This is a genomic window from Stenotrophomonas maltophilia group sp. vghtpe118 (assembly GCF_052605195.1).
Genome location: NZ_CP199672.1, coordinates 1,160,556 through 1,178,589, shown reverse-complemented (window position 1 = coordinate 1,178,589; position 18,034 = coordinate 1,160,556). Strand labels below are relative to the sequence as shown.

Below are 18,034 nucleotides of genomic sequence, written 5' to 3'. Positions count from 1 at the left end.
GTATGCTCTTGCTGGCACACCCACCCGGATCCACCGATGAGCGACACCCCCCGCATCGCTTTCCTGGCCAGCAGCACCGAACCTGCACAGATGGCCCGCGCGGCGATGATCTCGCGTTATGGCGATCACGCGCCCGAGCAGGCCGACGTGCTGTGCCCGCTGGGTGGCGACGGTTTCATGCTGCAGACCCTGCACCGGCACGGGCACCTGGGCAAGCCGGTGTTCGGCATGAAGCTGGGCACCGTTGGCTTCCTGATGAACCAGTACCGCGGTGACGATGACGTGCAGGCCCGCATTGCGCGTGCCGAGCCGGCCAACCTGCGCCCGCTGGAAATGGTGGCGCTGACCGAGTCCGGCACCAGCACCGGGTCGCTGGCCTACAACGATGTCTCGCTGCTTCGGCAGACCCGGCAGGCGGCCCATATCGGCATCGACCTCAACGGCCAGGAGCGGGTGGCCGAGCTGATCGGTGACGGCGTGCTGGTGGCCACCCCGGCCGGCAGTACCGCCTACAATTATTCCGCGCACGGCCCGGTGTTGCCGCTGGGGTCGCATACCATCGCGCTGACGCCGCTGGCTCCGTATCGGCCGCGACGCTGGCGCGGGGCGATCCTCAAGGCCGACACCGAAGTGCGCTTCCGCGTGCTCGATCCCTACAAGCGTCCGGTCAGCGTCACCGCTGATTCGCACGAGACCCGCGATGTGGTCGAGGTGACCATCCGTGAGTCGAGGGACCGTCGTGTGACCCTGCTGTTCGACCCGGAGCACAACCTGGAAGACCGGATCCTGAGCGAACAGTTCGTTTTTTGAGGACAATGGGCGGCCGGCCCCGCCGACCGCTTGAAGGACCCCCACCGATGGGCGACAACTCCCCCCGTTTGCTGACCGTCGCGGTCACCTCGCGCGCGCTGTTCGACCTCGAGGAAAGCCATGCGCTGTTCGAGAGCGATGGCGTGGCGGCCTATGCCGAGTTCCAGCGCCAGCATGAGGACGACATCCTCGGCCCCGGCGTGGCCTTTCCCGTGGTGCGCAAGCTGCTGGCACTGAACCAGGGTGCCAGCCCGGAGAACCCGCGGGTCGAGGTGATCCTGCTGTCGCGCAACTCGGCCGATACCGGCCTGCGCATCTTCAACTCGATCCAGCATTACGGCCTGGGCATCATCCGTGCGACGTTCACCGCTGGCGAGCCGACCTGGCCGTATGTGAAGCCGTTCGGCACCGACCTGTTCCTGTCGGCCAACCCGGAATCGGTGCGCAGTGCGCTGCGCCATGGCATCGCGGCGGCGACCATCCTGCCCAAACCACCGGGCGAGACCGCTGCGGCAGCGGCCGACCAGATCGATACCGGTCGCCCGGCCGGCCAGCTGCGCATTGCCTTCGACGGTGACGCAGTGATCTTCGGTGACGAGAGTGAGCGCATTTCGCGCGAGCAGGGCGTGGAAGCCTTTGGCCGCCACGAACGCGAACGCGCCCGCGAGCCACTCAGTGGCGGCCCCTTCCGCGGCTTCCTGTCGGCCCTGCACACGCTGCAGGAAGTGTTCCCGGCTGGCGACAGCGCGCCGATCCGTACCGCATTGGTGACCGCGCGGTCGGCCCCGGCGCACGAGCGGGTGATCCGCACCCTGCGGGAGTGGGGCGTGCGCCTGGACGAAGCGCTGTTCCTCGGCGGCCGGCACAAGGGGCCGTTCCTGCAGGCCTTCGGTGCCGACATCTTCTTCGATGATTCGCAGCACAACATCGACAGCGCCCGCGAGCATGTGGCTGCCGGCCACGTACCGCACGGCGTCGCCAACGAGGGATAGGGCGGATTTGACCGGCAGGTGCCAATCTTGGTTGGCGCTGCCGTCAGGCCACGGGTCTGATCAAGGGCTGCCCGACATCCCCAACTGCAGGTCCACCACTTTCCAGCGCAGGCCCTGCGGCTCCAGCACCACCTTCGTCGGTGGCTGGCCGGGGCCGCGATCCACATTGATCACGAAGCGATCGAACGCCTCGAAATGGTGCTCGGCGTGTTTCAACGGCCGCGCAGGTTCGGTCGCGCCGAAGGCGTCGCCACCCTGCAGTTCATTGCGGCCACGCTTCCACAGCACGTGGCCCTGCAGCATCGCGCCGATCCCGGTCGGGGTCACCATGGTTTCCACCGCGGCCCCCCCGAGCTGGTCGCCCAGGCCGTAGAGCAGGGCTCCGAACGGGCTGGCCGCCACGTCCGGGCCCGCCTGGCGCACCAGGTAATCATTGAGCTGCGCACGCAGGCTGCTGCGCACGCGCGGGAAATCGACGTAACGCTCCAGGCGCGCGGTGTCGCGCTGTTCGATGGCCTTGGACAAGCCATTGACAGTCAGGTACGGGCCGCCGAACCACCAGGCCGCCAAGGCCAGGACCAGCAGCACAAGCAGTGCGGTGAGCTTCTTCATGCCGGACAGACTGCCGCAACGGCGGCAGTGCCGGGTGAAGACTCACTGACTGGGCGAACCACGGCCATCACCGAAGGCATCGACCAGCTGTTGCCGTTCCGCCGGGCTCAGCGCCTCCACGCGCGTTGCCAAGACCTCGTCCAGGCTGCGGATGCGGGTGGTGCCGAGGATGCCGCTGGCCACACCGGGATGCCCCAATGCGTAGGCGAAGGCGGTCTGGGCCGGACGCTGGCTGTGGATCGTGGCCACCGCGCGCCGCATCTGGCGGGCACTGCGCATCAGATGGCGGCTGCTGGGTTTCAGCCAGGCGCGCGCCAGGTACCAGCCATCGGCCAGCCGTGGCAGGCGCGGGCGTGCGGGCAGCAGATGGCCCTGCGCCAGCACGGTGCCGGCCAGCACGCCGATGCCCACTGCCTGCAGCTGATCGATAAGCGGTTCGCGGTCCTGCTGTAGGGCGTTGTAGTCCAGCAGCACCACATCGAAGGCATCTGGATGGGCGATCATCCAGCGCAGGGTCGAGGCCGAGTGGGTGTTGATGCCGGTGAATCGGATCAACCCACGTTCGCGCAGGCGCTGCAGTGCCGCCAGCAGGTCGTCACTGATGTCGTGTTCGCTGGCGTCATGCAGCTGGTAGACATCAAGATGGCCCAGGCCGAGGTTGCGCAGCGACGCCTCGCAGCTGGCGGTGATGGCCGCGGGCGAGAAATTGCGTTGCTCGGCGCCGCTGATGCCGGCCTGGCCGGTCAGCGTGCCGCCCTTGCTTGAGATCACCAGTGAATCGCGCGGGTACTGCTTCAGCAACGGGCGCAGGATGCGGCCCAGGCGCGGCTCGGCATGGAAGCCGGAATAGTTGTGACCGGTATCGAGCAGGTTCACCCCGTGGGCAAGCACATGCTCGACCACGGCAGCTGCCTCATGCTCGGGGAAGCGGCGATGACCCCAGAAGCCGGAACAGCCCAATCCGATCGGTGAAACGGCCAGGCCGGTGCGGCCGAGCACGCGCCGCTGGCGGGCCAGCGGAAGATTCTGCGACATCAGAATTCCAGGTCCAGCGCAGCGCACAGGTAGTCGACGAACGGGCCGAGCGCGGCCAGGTCCTTGCCCAGCGTGGACAGCAGGCGTGGGCCGGTCATGGTGGCGTCGTCCAGCGAGCGCCACATCACCCAGTTGCGGTGCTTGAGGTCGTCGATGAACTCGAAGTCGGCCGGGAAGCCACGCGGGGGCCGCACCAGCTTCTCGCTCTCCTCGAAATCGAAGCGCTTGCGCAGGGCCGGCGCGTGCGCGGCGGCCTTCCAGCTGCCCGGGTTGTCGAGGATGAAGTGGCGCACGCGGCGCTGGGTTTCCGGTTCCGGATGCCACAGGCCGGCGCCGACGAAGCTCTCGCCGGGTTGCAGGTGCACATAGAAGGACGGCGCGGCCACCTCGCGGCGCCGCTCGTGGAACAGGCGCGCACCCTGCCAGGTCTTGTACGGTGACTTGTCGTTGGAAAAGCGCGCGTCACGGTGGATGCGGAACAGGGAGCCGCCGACGCCGCGGGTATCGGCGCGGAAGTGCTCGCTGACCTCGGCCAATGCCGGCTGCAGGTCGCCCAGCAGGCGCAGGAACGGCTGCCGAACGTGGTCTTCATACTGCTGGCGGTGGTCGTTGAACCAGGTCTTGTCGTTGTGCCGCGCCAGGCTGCGCAGGAACTTGAAGCTGGCGTCCGAGAAATAGGTACTCACAAGGTCTCCTGCAGGTGCTGGCCCCAGTCGCGCAGCGATTGCAGCAGGGCCTGGCGCCGCGCGTCGTCGGGCGACTCGGCGGCCAGCGCATCGAGCTGTTGCTGGTACTGGGGCAGGTTGAGTTCGCCCAGGCCGCCGTCGCCGAGCAGGCGCTGGCGCCGGTAATCCTGCCAGCGCTGGCGTTCAGCCGGCGCGAGGCTGTCGGGATGATTGCGCGCACGGTAGCGGAACAGCAGCTCCGGCAGGCGCGGGTCGCGGAAGCGGCCTTCCAGCGCGGCCAGCTGCTCCGGCGCGGTGGTGCGTGCCAGCGCCAGCAGCGGCTTGTCGCCATTGCCGAGGAAGCCGTCATACAGCGAGGCATCGACATCGGCCACGGTCGCGACGCGGGGCTGGTTGTAGACCTGGCGTGCCTTCTCGGCCAGCTGTGGAGCGAACGCGCGCAGCCGTTCCACCTTGGCTTCGATCGCGGCCACGTCCAGGCCGAGGCGCGCATGGTCATCGGCGCGCAGGTGGTTCCATGCGATCAGTGCCGGCACCTTGTTCAGGTGCACTTCCTTCAGCGGCACGCGTGCCACGCCTTCGGGCAGCTCGCTGGCCCGCATGTACAGGCGCTGTGCGATCACCTCGGCCGGCAGGTCGAGCAGGTCGTCGATCTCGCCCTCCAGGTCGAACACGATCACCCGGTTGTTGATGGTCGGGTGCACGGCCAAGGGCAGAACCGGTGCGGCGCACAGGCGGCTGGCAGGGTAGCGCATGGAAATGTGCAGAACCGGCTTCATCGCCGCCACGTCCAGCAAGCCGCCGACGAAGCGCTTGTCGCGCAGCTTCAGCGCGTACTCCCACAGCCGCGGCTGCGACTGCTTGAACAGCCGTGCCATGCCGATGGTGGCGCGCACGTCTGACAGCGCTTCGTGCGCATCGCCTTCGCGCACGTTGTTGGCCTCGGCCAGGTGCTCGAGCTTGAACGAGGTGGCGCCGTCCTCGCGCAGCGGCCACCGGATGCCGTCCGGGCGCATCGCGCGCATCAGCCGCAGCATGTCCAGCAGGTCCCAGCGCGAATTGCCGTTGCGCCACTCGCGTTCGTAGGGATCGTGGAAGTTGCGGAACAACCCGTAGCGGACGAACTCATCGTCGAAGCGCAGCGTGTTGTAGCCCAGTGCGCAGGTGCCGGATCGCGACATCAGTTCGTTGATGCGGTCGAAGGCTTCTGCCTCGCTGATGCCCTCGGCCAGGGCCTGCTGCGGGGTGATGCCGGTGACCAGGGTGGCCATCGGCGAGGGCAGCAGGTCATCGGCCGGGCGCACGAAGAAGCTGACCGGCGTGTCGATCTCGTTGAGGTCGGCATCGGTGCGGACCGCGGCGAACTGCGAGATGCGCGTGCGCCGCGGGTCCTGGCCGAAGGTTTCCAGGTCGTAGAACAGGAAGCTGTCGGCCATCAGTGCGCGCCCTCCAGGACCGGCAACTGCGCGTGGACCTGCGCTTCCAGTGCGGCCCAGTCGATGTTGTCCAGTGAATCGTGACCGGCGGTGGCTGCAGCCAGCAGGTCGCGCTGCAGTTCGGTGCGGCGCAGCGCCTCGGCGTAGGGCGTGTGCAGGAAGGTGACCATCGTGTAATGCGGCACGAAGCGGGTCGGCCAGCGCCGCTGCAGTTCCTGCTCCAGCTCGCGTTGCAGCAGGAATGCAGGGTCGGCCACGCGGTCGCGCATCTCCAGGTAGTTCTCAAGCGCCATCTGCTGGATGGCACGTGCATTCGGTTTGCGCTCGGCCTCGAACGCGGCGAACGCATCTTCCAGATCATCCGCTTCCATCAGATGGCGGGCCAGAGCCACGCAATCCTCGAACGCGCAGTTCATGCCCTGGCCGTGGAACGGCACCATCGCATGCGCAGCGTCACCGATCAGCACGGCGCGGCCCTGCTGATGCCAGCGGTCGAGGGTGAGCGTGCCGAGCAGGCCCGGCGGGTGCTGTTCCCAGTCCACGCGCAGGTTCGGGATCAACGGCAGCGCGTCGGCGAACTCGCGTGCAAACAGGGCCTCGGCCTGCGCACCGGTATTGACCGTGGCGAAGCTGGGATCGCCCTGGTTGGGCAGGAACAGGGTGACCGTGAAAGTGCCTTCGTGATTGGGCAACGCGATGCACATGTAGTGGCCGCGCGGCCAGATGTGCAGCGCATTGCGCTCGATGCGGAAGCCGCCATCGGCAGCCGGCGGGATCTCCAGTTCCTTGTACGAATGGTCAAGGAAGGCGATGTCCTCGCCCAGCGGCGCACGACGGTTCATCGCCGCGCGCAGTGCCGAGCCCGCGCCGTCGGCGCCGATCAGGGTGTCAAAGCGGATGTCGTGCGGGCTGTCGTCACGGTCATCGATGAAACGCGCGTAGCCCGCATCGAAATCCACGGTATGCAGGCGACGATGGAAATGCACGGTGGCACCGGCCTGTTCGGCCAGTTCCAGCAGCGTGGTGTTCAGATCGCTGCGATGGATCGACCAGATCACCTCGCTGTCGTCGCGGCCATAGCGCTGCAGCTGCGGTTCGCCGTCGCGTGGATGCACCATGCGCCCGCGCATCATCACCGCGCGCGCCATCACCTCGTCTTCCACACCGGCCTGGCGCAGTGCATTGCGCCCGCGCTCGGCCAACGCCAGGTTGATCGAACGACCGCTCTCGTAGTCGGCAATGCGGGGATCGCCACGGCGTTCGTACAGGGTGATGCGCCAGCCTTGCCGTGACAGCAGGATGGCCAGCAGGGACCCGGCAAGGCCGGCACCGATAATGCTCAACGAGCGGGAGGCGTGTGCGATCAACGAACTGTCCAGCAGCAGGGGGAGGGGCCGGCTTACAGGCCGGCCCAGGCTTCCACTTCCTCGACGAAATGGTGCACGTCCAGGTAGCGGTTGTAGAGCGGGGTGGGCGAGATGCGGATCACGTCAGGCTCGCGCCAGTCGCCGAGCACGCCGATGCCGCGCAGGTGCTCGAACAGTGCACGGCCACGCTCGCGGCCACCGATCACGCGCAGCGACAACTGGCAGCCGCGGCGCTGCGGATCGGCCGGGGTAATGATGTCCAGCACCTGCGGCAGGCGTGCGCGGACCAGTGCTTCGAGCAGGCCGGTCAGCGCCAGCGATTTGCTGCGCAGCGCCTCCATGCCGGCACGCTCGAACAGGTCCAGCGAGGCACGCAGTGGTGCCAGGCCAAGGATCGGTGGATTGCTGAGCTGCCAGCCTTCGGCACCGATGGCGGGGGTGAACTGGGGCGCCATCTGGAAGCGGGTCGATTCCTCATGGCCCCACCAGCCGGCAAAGCGCGGCAGGGTGGTGTCGCGGTGGTGGCGCTCGTGCACGAACGCGCCAGCCACCGCGCCGGGGCCGCTGTTGAGGTATTTGTAGTGGCACCACACGGCGAAATCGGGCGCCACGTCATGCAGGCGCAGCGGCAGGTTGCCAACCGAGTGCGCCAGATCGAAGCCGATGCGTGCGCCCTGCAGGCGTGCGGCGCGGGTGATCGCATCGAGGTCGAAGGCCTGGCCGGTGCGGTACTGCACGCCGGGCCACAGCACCAGCGCCAGGCGCGGGCCGTGCTCGGCGATGGCGCGTTCGATCGCGGTCAGCGAAATCGTGCCGTTGGCTTCGTCCGGCTGCACTTCCACCAGGCACTCGGCCGGGTCGAAACCATGGAAGCGGATCTGAGCTTCCACCGCGTGGCGGTCGGTCGGGAATGCGCCGGCTTCCATCAGGATCACCGGGCGCTGCGTGGTCGGCCGGTAGAAGCTGACCATCATCAGGTGCAGGTTCACGCTCAGCGTGTTCATCGCTACCACCTCGCTGGGCAGTGCGCCGACCACTCGGGCCAGCTGCGCGCTCACCAGGCGGTGGTAGGACAGCCACTGCGTCGGGCCGGTGAAGTGGCCTTCCACCGCCAGTTCGCCCCATTGTTTCATCACTTCCTGCACCGCTGCCTGCGCACCGCGCGGCTGCAGGCCCAGCGAGTTGCCGACGAAGTAGGTCTGCTCGCCGCCACCATGGCGCGGAATCAGGAATTCGCCACGCAGCGGGCGCAGCGGATCGGCGGCGTCCAGGGCGATGGCGTGGGTGCGGCTGAGCAGGTCGGACATGGTCGGGCAACAGGCTGCAACGGGACCGCCAGTGTAGCGCCTGGCGGCGTGCCTGCCGCCGAACCTGTAGAGTCGAGCCCATGCTCGGCTGCCGGGCCACGAAGCCGAGCATGGGCTCGGCTCTACAGGGGCAGGTGCTCAGCCCGCCGCCGGCACCGGCAGCGGATCCACGTGCCCGCACTGGCTGCAGGTACGCAGTTCCAGGCTGGCGTGGTAGCGCGCAAACACCTTGGGCAGGTCGGTCTCGATGTTCTGCAGCGGGAAATACTCTTCGTGCAGCTTGTGGTTGCAGCGCTCGCAGTGCCAGATCACGCCGTCCGTCTCATGCGGCAGCCGCTTGCGCTCGACCACCAGGCCGATGCCCCCGGGCGGGCGGCGCGGCGAGTGCGGCACCTTCGCCGGCAACAGGAAGATCTCGCCGGCGCGGATCGGAATGTCGCGTACCGCGCCGTCCTCCTGCACCTTCAGCACCATCTCCCCTTCGAGCTGGTAGAACCACTCGGGGCCTTCGTCGTAGTGGTAGTCGGTACGCGAGTTCGGCCCGCCGACCACCATCACGATGAAATCGCCGTTGTCGATCATCTTGTTGCCCACCGGCGGCTTCAGCAGGTGGCGGTTCTCTTCGATCCAGGCGTGCAGGTTGATCGGCGGAGCGAGCATGGTGGTCATCCGTGTGGGGATCAGTCGCGACGGCCCTTGCGCGGCACGAAGGACAGCGCTTTTTCATACGCCGGCTGCAGCTCCTCCAGCGAACCGACGTCGATGCCCATTTCACGCACGCGGCCGTCCTTCAGGCTGTAGACCCAGCCGTGCACCATCAGCTTCTGGCCGCGGGCCCAGGCATCCAGCACGATGGTTGAGCGGCAGAGGTTGGCGACCTGCTCGATCACGTTCAGCTCGCACAGCCGGGCGTGCTTGAGTTCGTCGTCTTCGATGGCGTCGAGGATGCCCTGGTGCTTCTGCACCACGTCACCGACATGGCGCAGCCAGTTGTCGGCCAGGCCGACGCGGGTGTTGTGCAGGCAGGCATGCACGCCGCCGCAGCCGTAGTGGCCGACGATCAGGATGTGCTTGACCTTCAGCTGGTCCACCGCGTACTGCACCACGCTCAGGCAGTTGAGGTCGGTGTGGGCGACCACGTTGGCTACGTTGCGATGCACGAACACTTCGCCCGGCGCCATGCCGATGATCTGGTTGGCCGGCACCCGCGAATCGGAGCAGCCGATCCACAGGTACTCCGGGTGCTGCTGCTTGGCCAGCTGGTGGAAGAAGTCGGGGTCCTCCTTCTCGATGCGGTCGGCCCAGTCGCGGTTGTTCTGCAGCAGCTTGTGGATGTCTTTCATGTTCGGTCCCTGGCGTCGGGTGGGGGCGCACCGCAGCCATCCGGCTGCGACGTCGCGGGAATCTGGGGTGTTCAGCCGCTGCGGGCGGCCTGTTCGCGGTGCCAGCGCATCCACTGCGCCAACTCGGTGGAGGAAGGGGTGCCCAGCTGTTCCAGTTCGGCGATCACGGCGCGCTGGTTGGCGTCGGGATGGTTCTGGCTCAGCTTCAGCTTCAGCTGCACGTGTTCGACCTGGAAACGGAAGCCGACGATGGCACGCAGTTCCGGGCCATGTTCGGCGCGCGTGGCATCGAACTGCCAGGCCTGGCCGACACTGGCTTCGAAGTGATCGCTGATCGCGCCGACCAGTTCGGCCAGCGCATCGGTGTCGTCGAAGGTGTGCAACTGGCCATGCAGCTCGGCGGCGGCGTAGTTCCAGGTCGGCACCCGTGCGGCAGGCTCCTTGTCCGGGTACCAGCTGGCCGAGACGTAGCCGTGTGGTCCGTCGACCAGCACCTTGGCCGCACCGCTGTGGCGCGACTGCGGGTTGGCGCGGGCCCAGTGCCCGCGCAGCTCGATGCGCTCGCCCTCGCGCCGGTAAAGCACCGGCATCCGCGTCAGCTCCGGCAGGCCATCGCTGCCGGGGGTGAGCACGGTGACGAACGGATCGCGCGCCAGCAGGCGGTCCAGCCAGAGCAGGTCGGTCTCGGCGAAGGCGCGTGGAGTGAACATGCCTGGATCAGGCGCGCGCGCCCAGCGACTGGATCATGCGGCCGCGCAGGCCCTCGTCGTTGTCGGCCTGCGGCGGCTGCACTTCGTGCAGGCTGAAGCCGCGCACCAGCGCGTCTTCCTCGTCCAGGCCGTCATACTCGACGAATTCGGCGTCGAACAACTGCGAACGGGCGGTGTCTTCGCTGTCGTAGCTCAGCGTGTTGCCATCGCTGTCGAGCACTTCGGCGGTGCCGGCCGGGCGAACGCGCAGGCGCGCCCAGATCAGGGTGTTGCCGAGGCTGGCCAGCCACCAGCTGTCGCGCGAGGCAGAAATGTCATTCATGGGGGTTACCAGAGCGAGGCCAGCCAGAGCAGGGCGGCCATGCCCAGTCCGGCCAGCAGGGTCAGCAGCGATACCCAGGCCGGCGTCGCCAGCCCGGACAGCGAGCGGTCCGGCTGCTGGCGATAGTCGCGGCGCAGCAGCCAGGCCAGGGCATCGGGCTTGAGGAAGGCGCCGCTGCCGAAGCGCTCGGCGAGCGCCGGATGGCGGTCGCGCACGTGCACCAGGGTCAGCGGCCAGAAGATCACGAAGGCACTGAACCCGGCCACTGCAACGCCGACGAAACACAGGGCGAAGAACAGGGTCATGGGAGCCGTACCTCCGTGGTCGTGTGGGGCTTAGAAGTCCGCGCTGCCCGGGGCGCGCGGGTAGGGGATCGCGTCGCGGATGTTGGACAGCCCGCAGACGTACACCACCAGGCGTTCGAAGCCCAGGCCGAAGCCGGCGTGCGGCACCGAGCCATAGCGGCGGAAGTCGCGGTACCAGCTGTAGTGCTCGCGATCCAGGCCGAACTGGGCCATGCGCGCGTCCAGCACGTCCAGGCGCTCCTCACGCTGACTGCCACCGATGATCTCACCGATGCCTGGGGCCAGCACGTCCATCGCGGCAACGGTCTTGCCGTCGTCGTTCAGGCGCATGTAGAAGGCCTTGATGTGCTCCGGATAGTTGGTCACCACCACCGGACGGCCGACATGCTCCTCGGTCAGCCAGCGCTCGTGCTCGGTCTGCAGGTCCAGGCCCCATTCCACCGGGAAGTCGAACTTCCTGCCGGACTTCTGCAGCAGGCTGACCGCATCGGTGTAGTCGATGCGCTCGAACGGTGCGTTGATGAAATCTTCCAGCTTGGTGATCGCGTTCTTGTCCACGCGCTCGGCGATGAAGGCCAGGTCGTCGCTGCGCTCGTTCAGCACGGCGCGGAACAGGTACTTCAGGAACTCTTCGGCCAGGCGTGCGTCTTCGGCCAGGTCGGCGAAGGCGATTTCCGGCTCGATCATCCAGAACTCCGCCAGATGGCGGGTGGTGTGGCTGTTCTCGGCGCGGAAGGTCGGGCCGAAGGTGTAGACCTTGCTCAGCGCCAGGCAGTATGCCTCGACGTTCAGCTGGCCGGACACGGTCAGGAACGTTTCCTTGCCGAAGAAGTCGCGGCTGAAGTCGATCGCGCCCTTCTCGTCACGCGGCAGGTTCACCATGTCCAGGGTGGACACGCGGAACATCTGGCCGGCGCCTTCGGCGTCGGAGGTGGTGATGATCGGGGTGCTGATCCAGTTGAAGCCGTTCTCGTGGAAGAAGCGGTGCACGGCCTGGGCCAGGCAGTTGCGGATGCGGGTGACTGCGCCGAACAGGTTGGTGCGTGGGCGCAGGTGCGCCACTTCGCGCAGGAACTCCGGCGACATCGGCTTGGGCTGGATCGGGTAGGTGAGCGGATCTTCGACCCAGCCGACCACTTCCAGGGCGCTGGCCTGGATCTCGAACGACTGGCCCTTGCCCTGCGACTTCACCAGGGTGCCGGTGCCGATGACCGAGCAGCCGCTGGTCAGGCGCTTGATCTCGTCGAAGTTGGCCAGGGTGTCGTTGGCCACGACCTGGATCGGGGCGAAGCAGGAGCCGTCGCTCACATTCACGAAGGCCAGATTCGCTGAACCGCGCACCGTGCGCACCCATCCGCGTACCGTGACTTCGCCGCCTTCCGGGATCTTCCCGGCAAGCGCATGTTCAACGCTGACCACCGTCATGACTTGAATCCTCTGCTGATCGACTCGATCTGTGAACACGGGAGTTTACCGGTTGCAGCGTTCTGCTTGCGAGGCATTTTTCGCGGCAACGGCTCCTTATAATGTTCCCGTACCTCTGGAGTAGCCCCATGGCCGTCAGCCTGACCCCCATTGCCTTCGAGCGCGTGCAGCGCTTTGTCGCCCAGACCCCCGGCGCGCTGGGCCTGCGTTTCGGCGTGACCAGGACCGGCTGCTCCGGTTGGGGCCACGTGACCGACCTGGCCCGCGACGAGCGCGAGGGCGATACCGTGTTCGAGCAGGACGGCGTGAAGATCTACGTCGACGCCAAGAGCCTGGCGCTGGTGGACGGCACCGTGATCGACTTTGGCAAGCAAGGCCTGAGCGAGACGTTCACGTTCAGCAACCCGAACGCCACCGCCGAGTGTGGCTGCGGCGAGAGCTTCACCACCGACGCCGACAAGGCCTGAGGCCGGTTCTGGCGCCCGCCGGGCATGGCCGGGCGCTGGGGGGGCAGGTTCAGCCGCCGCGGGCCGGTTGCCCGGCACCCTCATCTGCGCCATAATGCGCGGCTTCCTGCCTTCCTGGCGGGAATCCTTGCCCCACCGCGGTCTCAACGGCGGGGGGCTGTCCGGCCGCGAGGCCACATCCGAAAGGTAGAAAAACATGAGTCGTCATTACGAAATCGTGTTCATGGTCCACCCGGACCAGAGCGAGCAGGTCCCGGCCATGATCGAGCGCTACAAGTCGCTGGTCGAGAACGGCAACGGCACCATCCACCGTCTGGAAGACTGGGGCCGCCGCCAGCTGGCGTACCCGATCCAGAACCTGGTGAAGGCCCACTACGTGCTGATGAACATCGAAGCCGACCAGGCCGTTCTGAACGAACTGACCGAGAGCTTCCGCTTCAACGACGCCGTGCTGCGCAACCTGGTCATCAAGCGTGACGAGGCTGACACCGAGCAGTCGCTGATCATGAAGAGCAAGGACGAGAAGGGTGACAAGCCGGAGCGCGGTGAGCGCCGTCGTCGTGACGACGAAGAAGGCGAGTCCAACAACACCGCTGACAACGAAGCCGGCGACGACGCCGCTTCCGCCGCCTAAGGAGCCTTCCCATGTCCAAGTTCTTCCGTCGCCGCAAGTTCTGCAAGTTCACTGCTGAAGGTGTGAAGGAGATCGACTACAAGGATCTCAACACCCTGCGCCAGTACCTGACCGAGAACGGCAAGATCGTGCCGAGCCGCGTGACCGGTACCAAGTCGAAGTACCAGCGCCAGCTGGCGACCGCCGTCAAGCGCGCTCGCTTCCTGGCCCTGATCCCGTACACCGACAACCACGACGTCTGATGCCGGCGGGGCGGCCCGGTGCCGCCCCCGCTGTGCCAGCTATTCGGACAGCCTTTGTTGCGGGGCATCGCCTCGCTAACGAATAACTCATCTGGAGCAATACCATGCAGCTGATCCTCCTGCAGAAAGTCACCAACCTCGGCAACCTGGGCGACCTGGTCGACGTGAAGCCGGGTTACGGCCGTAACTTCCTCGTGCCGCAGGGCAAGGCCGTGCCGGCCACCGAGAGCAACAAGGCAGAGTTCGAAGCCAAGCGCGCCGAGTACGAAGCCAAGGCCCAGGCCATCCACGCAGAAGCTGAAGGCCGCAAGGCCAAGCTGGAAGGCGCGAGCGTGACCATCGCCGCCAACGCTTCGACCGAAGGCAAGCTGTACGGCTCGGTCGGCCCGCGCGACATCGCCGAAGCCTTCACTGCCGCCGGCCTGCCGCTGGAAAAGAGCGAAGTCATCCTGGGTGAAGGCGCCTTCCGCAACATCGGCGAATACGACGTGCTGATCCACCTGCACGCCGACGTCGAGACCACCGTCAAGGTCGTCGTCGTCGCCGAAGCCTGATCCCCCGCCGCAAGGCCTGGCATCACCGCAGAACGGGCGCCCGCAAGGGTGCCCGTTTTGTTTTATGGTTCCGTTTCGCCAGCTCGGGCCACGTGCGGCCGGCGGGGCAGGGCCGGGCAATGTTCCACGCCCATTCGTAGAACACGGCCACATCGGTATACTCAGGGCGTCACACCCGTTCCACGGGCATCGATCCCAACAGGATCAATGACTTGGAGGGTAAACGCAGGCCGCTTGCCGGCCCCAGTCCGGAACCCCTATGCGTCTTTCCACGATCAAGCTGTCCGGCTTCAAGTCGTTCGTCGATCCGACCACCCTGCACCTGCCGACCAACATGACCGGCGTGGTGGGCCCCAATGGCTGCGGCAAGTCGAACATCATCGACGCCGTGCGCTGGGTCATGGGCGAGAGCTCGGCCAGCCGCCTGCGCGGCGACTCGCTGACCGACGTGATCTTCTCCGGTTCCAACGCCCGCAAGCCGGTGTCGCAGGCCACGGTCGAGCTGATCTTCGACAACTCCGACCACACGATCTCCGGCGAGTACGCCGCGTTCAACGAAATCTCGGTCAAGCGCACGGTCAGCCGCGACGGTACCAGCAACTACTACCTCAACGGCACCAAGTGCCGCCGCCGCGACATCACCGACCTGTTCCTCGGCACCGGCCTGGGCCCGCGCAGCTACTCGATCATCGAGCAGGGCATGATCAGCCAGATCATCGAGGCGCGCCCGGAAGACCTGCGCGTGTACCTGGAAGAGGCGGCCGGCATCTCCAAGTACAAGGAGCGCCGCAAGGAGACCGAGACCCGCATCCGCCACACCCGCGAGAACCTGGACCGGCTGGGCGACCTGCGCGACGAGATCAGCAAGCAGCTGGAGCACCTCAAGCGCCAGGCCAAGCAGGCCGAGCAGTACCAGGCCTTGCAGGAAGAGCGCCGGGTCAAGGACGCCGAGTGGAAGGCGCTGGAATTCCGCGGCCTCGACGGACGCCTGTCCAAGCTGCGCGAAGGGTTGTCGCAGGAAGAAACGCGGCTGCAGCAGCTGATTGCCGACCAGCGTGATGCCGAAGCCCGCATCGAAACCTCGCGTGCGCGGCGCGAAGAGGCTGCCGACGCGCTCAACACCGCGCAGGCGGCGGTCTACCAGGTCGGCAGTACGCTGGCGCGCCTGGAGCAGCAGATCCAGCACCAGCGCGAGCTGTCGCAGCGCCTGCACAAGGCGCGCGATGAAACGCAGCAGGCGCTGGCCGAACTGGGCCAGCACATCAGCGGCGACGAGGCCAGGCTGAGCGTGCTGCGCGAGGCGGTGGAGGCCGCCGCCCCGCAGCTGGAAGCACTGCAGGAAGAGAACGAGATCAAGCAGGAAAGCCTGCGCGAGGCTGAAGAACGGCTGGCCAGCTGGCAGCAGCGCTGGGAACAGCACACCTCGCAGAGTTCGGAGGCCTCGCGCGCCGGCGATGTCGAGCGCACGCGCGTGGACTACCTGGACAAGCAGATCCTCGATGCCGACCGGCGTCGTGAAGCCCTGGCCGCCGAGCGTGCCGGGCTGGACGTGGACGCGCTGGAAGAAGCCTTCGAGCAGCTGCACCTGCAGCACGACACGCAGAAGGCCGCGCTGGATGAACTGAGCGAAGACGTCGAGCTGCGCAAGCAGGGCGTGGCGGCGGTGCAGGAACAGCAGCGCAATGGCCAGAACGAACTGGCCGAACTGCGCAAGCAGGCCAACGGCCTGCGCGGTCGCCTGGCCTCGCTGGAAACCCTGCAGCAGGCCGCGCTGGGCCAGGAGCAGGGCGCGGCAGTCGCCTGGCTGAAGGCGCGCGGGCTGGATTCGGCGGCGCGTGTCGGCGAACGCCTGGATGTCGATGCCGGTTGGGAAAACGCGGTGGAAAGCGCGCTTGGCCAGTTGATCGAAGGCGTGCTGGTCGATGACCCGGCCAGCCTGGTCGACGCGCTGGGCGAACTGGGCGAGGGCCACATTGCACTGGTCGCCAACGATGGCGCGGACCTGAAGGTCGCGCCGACCTCGCTGGCTGCACGCGTGCGTGGCCCGGCAGCGATCCGGCGCCTGCTGGCGCACCTGCACGGTGCCAGGGATCTGGCCGAAGCCAAGGCGCTGCAGGCCAGCCTGCCCGAAGGCGATTCGATCATCACCCAGAGCGGCGAGCGCCTGGGCCGGGGCTGGCTGCGCGTGTCGCGCTCCGGTGCCGCCGAGCAGGGCGCGCTGCTGCGCGAACGTGAGATCCAGGAACTGCGCGAGCAGATCGAACAGCTGCAGGACCGCGAGGCCGAACTGGAAGACCAGCTGGCCGGTTTCCGCGAGCAGCTGCAGGCGGCCGAACAGCAGCGCGAGGACGCGCAGCGCGCGCTGTACCAGGCCCATCGCGCGGTGTCCGAACTGGCCGGCCAGTTGCAGGGCCAGCAGGGCAAGGTGGAGGCTGCACGCACGCGCATCGACCGCATCGAAGGCGAGCTGAAGCAGCTGCAGGAAACGATTGAAGCCAACAACGAGCAGGCGCGCGAAGCGCGCTCGCGGTTGGAGAACGCGGTCAGCAGCATGGGTGACCTGGAGTCGACCCGGCAGCGGCTGGAGGGCGAGCGCCGCCAGCTGACCGAGGCCCGCGACCTGGCCCGCGATGCCGCCCGTGCGGTGCGCGAGCGCTCGCATGCGCTGGCACTCACCCTGGAATCACAGCGCGCGCAGCTGGCCTCGTTGAGCCAGGCGCTGGAGCGCATGGGCACCCAGCGTGGGCAGTTGGATTCGCGACTGGGCGAGCTGCACTCGCAGCTGGACGAAGGGGATTCGCCGGTCGAAGCGCTGCAGGCCGAACACCAGAACGCGCTGGAAGAGCGCGTGCGCGCCGACCGCGTGCTGACCGAGGCGCGGACGCTGCTGGACGGCATCGACGCCGAGCTGCGCAACTACGAGCAGACCCGCCACCAGCGCGACGAACAGGCGTTGGCCCAGCGCGAGCGCATTTCGCAGCGCAAGCTCGACCAGCAGGCCTTGGTGCTCAGCGCCGACACCCTGCAGGCGGCGGTGGAAAAGGCCGGCTTCGTGCTGCAGGACGTGCTCAATGCACTACCCGAGGACGCCCGCCTGGGCGACTGGGAGCAGGCCGTGCACCAGATCGACGCACGCATGCGCCGGCTGGAGCCGGTCAACCTGGCCGCCATCCACGAGTACGGCGAGGCTTCGCAGCGTTCGGACTACCTGGATTCGCAGCACGCCGACCTGACCACGGCGCTGGAAACACTTGAGGATGCCATCCGCAAGATTGATCGCGAGACCCGCGGGCGCTTCAAGGACACCTTCGACCGCGTCAATGCCGGCGTCCAGGCGCTGTATCCGCGCCTGTTCGGTGGTGGCCACGCCTACCTGGAACTGACCGGAGAAGACCTGCTCGACACGGGTGTGACCATCATGGCGCGCCCGCCGGGCAAGCGCGTGTCCAGCATCTCGCTGCTGTCCGGCGGCGAGAAGGCGATGACCGCAGTGGCGCTGGTGTTCGCCATCTTCCAGTTGAATCCCGCCCCGTTCTGCCTGCTGGACGAGGTGGACGCGCCGCTGGACGAAGCCAACGTCGGCCGCCTGGCCAACATGGTCAAGGAAATGAGCGAGAAGGTGCAGTTCCTGTTCGTCAGCCATAACAAGGCGACGATGGAGGCCGCGCACCAGCTGTCGGGCGTGACCATGCGTGAGCCGGGCGTCAGCCGCCTGGTCAGCGTGGACCTGGAAGAAGCGGCGCGATTGGCGGGCGCGGCCTGACGTGCCATCCTAGTTACCTGAATG

The 18,034-nt window shown here is 67.2% G+C and carries 19 protein-coding genes; 7 read left to right on the top strand and 12 right to left on the bottom strand.

Annotation, left to right across the window (positions count from 1 at the left end; genetic code table 11):
* The first annotated feature begins 36 nt into the window (after nucleotides 1-36).
* Together ACUDTM_RS05565 and ACUDTM_RS05560 are read left to right on the top strand one after the other, a co-directional pair.
* Nucleotides 37-810 carry an NAD kinase gene (locus ACUDTM_RS05565; protein ID WP_069139728.1) on the top strand — a complete coding sequence of 258 codons (774 nt, stop codon included), beginning with the start codon at nucleotides 37-39 and terminating at the stop codon, nucleotides 808-810.
* Nucleotides 811-857: 47 nt separating this feature from the next.
* On the top strand, nucleotides 858-1,802 hold the full coding sequence (locus ACUDTM_RS05560) for a 5'-nucleotidase (protein WP_005417414.1): 945 nt from the start codon (nucleotides 858-860) through the stop codon (nucleotides 1,800-1,802).
* 60 nt (nucleotides 1,803-1,862) lie between these two features.
* On the opposite strand, the gene ACUDTM_RS05555 is transcribed toward ACUDTM_RS05560, so the two are convergent.
* The 12 genes from ACUDTM_RS05555 to asnS form a co-directional block, all read right to left on the bottom strand.
* A complete protein-coding gene (locus ACUDTM_RS05555; protein ID WP_072168155.1) occupies nucleotides 1,863-2,414 on the bottom strand; it encodes a DUF2939 domain-containing protein in 552 nt (183 codons plus the stop codon).
* Nucleotides 2,415-2,456: 42 nt separating this feature from the next.
* Nucleotides 2,457-3,449, bottom strand: a complete 993-nt coding sequence (locus ACUDTM_RS05550; RefSeq protein WP_334271414.1) for an aldo/keto reductase — start codon at nucleotides 3,447-3,449, stop codon at nucleotides 2,457-2,459.
* Nucleotides 3,449-4,135 carry a DUF2461 domain-containing protein gene (locus ACUDTM_RS05545; protein ID WP_053500718.1) on the bottom strand — a complete coding sequence of 229 codons (687 nt, stop codon included), beginning with the start codon at nucleotides 4,133-4,135 and terminating at the stop codon, nucleotides 3,449-3,451. Before ACUDTM_RS05545 ends, ACUDTM_RS05550 begins: the two co-directional genes overlap by 1 nt.
* On the bottom strand, nucleotides 4,132-5,571 hold the full coding sequence (gene sbcB / locus ACUDTM_RS05540) for an exodeoxyribonuclease I (protein WP_088497050.1): 1,440 nt from the start codon (nucleotides 5,569-5,571) through the stop codon (nucleotides 4,132-4,134). Before sbcB ends, ACUDTM_RS05545 begins: the two co-directional genes overlap by 4 nt.
* Nucleotides 5,571-6,938: an FAD-dependent oxidoreductase gene (locus ACUDTM_RS05535; RefSeq protein WP_151355024.1), complete on the bottom strand. Its 1,368-nt coding sequence runs from the start codon at nucleotides 6,936-6,938 to the stop codon at nucleotides 5,571-5,573. The genes sbcB and ACUDTM_RS05535 overlap by 1 nt, the downstream gene beginning before the upstream one ends.
* A gap of 32 nt (nucleotides 6,939-6,970) precedes the next feature.
* Nucleotides 6,971-8,245, bottom strand: a complete 1,275-nt coding sequence (gene kynU, locus ACUDTM_RS05530) for a kynureninase (protein ID WP_088497051.1) — start codon at nucleotides 8,243-8,245, stop codon at nucleotides 6,971-6,973.
* A gap of 138 nt (nucleotides 8,246-8,383) precedes the next feature.
* Complete coding sequence (locus ACUDTM_RS05525; RefSeq protein ID WP_151355025.1) at nucleotides 8,384-8,905, bottom strand: 3-hydroxyanthranilate 3,4-dioxygenase; 522 nt, start codon at nucleotides 8,903-8,905, stop codon at nucleotides 8,384-8,386.
* Between the two features lie 20 nt (nucleotides 8,906-8,925).
* The gene (gene can / locus ACUDTM_RS05520) at nucleotides 8,926-9,588 is read right to left on the bottom strand and encodes a carbonate dehydratase (RefSeq protein ID WP_005417406.1); all 663 of its coding nucleotides are present in this window, start codon (nucleotides 9,586-9,588) and stop codon (nucleotides 8,926-8,928) included.
* A 71-nt stretch (nucleotides 9,589-9,659) separates the two neighbouring features.
* Complete coding sequence (locus ACUDTM_RS05515) at nucleotides 9,660-10,298, bottom strand: FMN-binding negative transcriptional regulator (RefSeq protein WP_252744954.1); 639 nt, start codon at nucleotides 10,296-10,298, stop codon at nucleotides 9,660-9,662.
* A gap of 7 nt (nucleotides 10,299-10,305) precedes the next feature.
* Entirely contained in the window at nucleotides 10,306-10,620 is a 315-nt protein-coding gene (locus ACUDTM_RS05510; protein ID WP_005417404.1) for a hypothetical protein, read from the bottom strand.
* Between the two features lie 5 nt (nucleotides 10,621-10,625).
* Entirely contained in the window at nucleotides 10,626-10,925 is a 300-nt protein-coding gene (locus tag ACUDTM_RS05505) for a hypothetical protein (protein WP_005417403.1), read from the bottom strand.
* 30 nt (nucleotides 10,926-10,955) lie between these two features.
* Nucleotides 10,956-12,350: an asparagine--tRNA ligase gene (gene asnS, locus ACUDTM_RS05500; RefSeq protein WP_049415614.1), complete on the bottom strand. Its 1,395-nt coding sequence runs from the start codon at nucleotides 12,348-12,350 to the stop codon at nucleotides 10,956-10,958.
* Nucleotides 12,351-12,478: 128 nt separating this feature from the next.
* Between asnS and ACUDTM_RS05495 the strand changes: the two genes are divergently transcribed.
* The 5 genes from ACUDTM_RS05495 to smc all read left to right on the top strand — a co-directional run bounded on the left by ACUDTM_RS05495 (nucleotide 12,479) and on the right by smc (nucleotide 18,010).
* Nucleotides 12,479-12,817, top strand: a complete 339-nt coding sequence (locus ACUDTM_RS05495) for a HesB/IscA family protein (RefSeq protein WP_072168148.1) — start codon at nucleotides 12,479-12,481, stop codon at nucleotides 12,815-12,817.
* Nucleotides 12,818-13,013: 196 nt separating this feature from the next.
* Nucleotides 13,014-13,451 carry a 30S ribosomal protein S6 gene (rpsF, locus tag ACUDTM_RS05490; RefSeq protein WP_005410228.1) on the top strand — a complete coding sequence of 146 codons (438 nt, stop codon included), beginning with the start codon at nucleotides 13,014-13,016 and terminating at the stop codon, nucleotides 13,449-13,451.
* 11 nt (nucleotides 13,452-13,462) lie between these two features.
* Complete coding sequence (gene rpsR, locus ACUDTM_RS05485) at nucleotides 13,463-13,693, top strand: 30S ribosomal protein S18 (protein ID WP_002804494.1); 231 nt, start codon at nucleotides 13,463-13,465, stop codon at nucleotides 13,691-13,693.
* A gap of 104 nt (nucleotides 13,694-13,797) precedes the next feature.
* The gene (rplI, locus tag ACUDTM_RS05480) at nucleotides 13,798-14,247 is read left to right on the top strand and encodes a 50S ribosomal protein L9 (RefSeq protein WP_065178618.1); all 450 of its coding nucleotides are present in this window, start codon (nucleotides 13,798-13,800) and stop codon (nucleotides 14,245-14,247) included.
* A gap of 259 nt (nucleotides 14,248-14,506) precedes the next feature.
* Nucleotides 14,507-18,010 carry a chromosome segregation protein SMC gene (gene smc, locus ACUDTM_RS05475; protein ID WP_445391207.1) on the top strand — a complete coding sequence of 1,168 codons (3,504 nt, stop codon included), beginning with the start codon at nucleotides 14,507-14,509 and terminating at the stop codon, nucleotides 18,008-18,010.
* Nucleotides 18,011-18,034: the final 24 nt, after the last annotated feature.

Coding starts and splice junctions, on each gene's coding strand:
- rpsR (WP_002804494.1), top strand. CDS start 13,463: ATGTCCAAGTTCTTCCGTCGCCGCAAGTTCTGCAAGTTCACTGCTGAA.
- sbcB (WP_088497050.1), bottom strand. CDS start 5,571: ATGGCCGACAGCTTCCTGTTCTACGACCTGGAAACCTTCGGCCAGGAC.
- asnS (WP_049415614.1), bottom strand. CDS start 12,350: ATGACGGTGGTCAGCGTTGAACATGCGCTTGCCGGGAAGATCCCGGAA.
- ACUDTM_RS05515 (WP_252744954.1), bottom strand. CDS start 10,298: ATGTTCACTCCACGCGCCTTCGCCGAGACCGACCTGCTCTGGCTGGAC.
- ACUDTM_RS05510 (WP_005417404.1), bottom strand. CDS start 10,620: ATGAATGACATTTCTGCCTCGCGCGACAGCTGGTGGCTGGCCAGCCTC.
- ACUDTM_RS05565 (WP_069139728.1), top strand. CDS start 37: ATGAGCGACACCCCCCGCATCGCTTTCCTGGCCAGCAGCACCGAACCT.
- kynU (WP_088497051.1), bottom strand. CDS start 8,245: ATGTCCGACCTGCTCAGCCGCACCCACGCCATCGCCCTGGACGCCGCC.
- smc (WP_445391207.1), top strand. CDS start 14,507: ATGCGTCTTTCCACGATCAAGCTGTCCGGCTTCAAGTCGTTCGTCGAT.
- can (WP_005417406.1), bottom strand. CDS start 9,588: ATGAAAGACATCCACAAGCTGCTGCAGAACAACCGCGACTGGGCCGAC.
- ACUDTM_RS05505 (WP_005417403.1), bottom strand. CDS start 10,925: ATGACCCTGTTCTTCGCCCTGTGTTTCGTCGGCGTTGCAGTGGCCGGG.
- ACUDTM_RS05555 (WP_072168155.1), bottom strand. CDS start 2,414: ATGAAGAAGCTCACCGCACTGCTTGTGCTGCTGGTCCTGGCCTTGGCG.
- ACUDTM_RS05550 (WP_334271414.1), bottom strand. CDS start 3,449: ATGTCGCAGAATCTTCCGCTGGCCCGCCAGCGGCGCGTGCTCGGCCGC.
- rplI (WP_065178618.1), top strand. CDS start 13,798: ATGCAGCTGATCCTCCTGCAGAAAGTCACCAACCTCGGCAACCTGGGC.
- ACUDTM_RS05495 (WP_072168148.1), top strand. CDS start 12,479: ATGGCCGTCAGCCTGACCCCCATTGCCTTCGAGCGCGTGCAGCGCTTT.
- rpsF (WP_005410228.1), top strand. CDS start 13,014: ATGAGTCGTCATTACGAAATCGTGTTCATGGTCCACCCGGACCAGAGC.
- ACUDTM_RS05525 (WP_151355025.1), bottom strand. CDS start 8,905: ATGCTCGCTCCGCCGATCAACCTGCACGCCTGGATCGAAGAGAACCGC.
- ACUDTM_RS05560 (WP_005417414.1), top strand. CDS start 858: ATGGGCGACAACTCCCCCCGTTTGCTGACCGTCGCGGTCACCTCGCGC.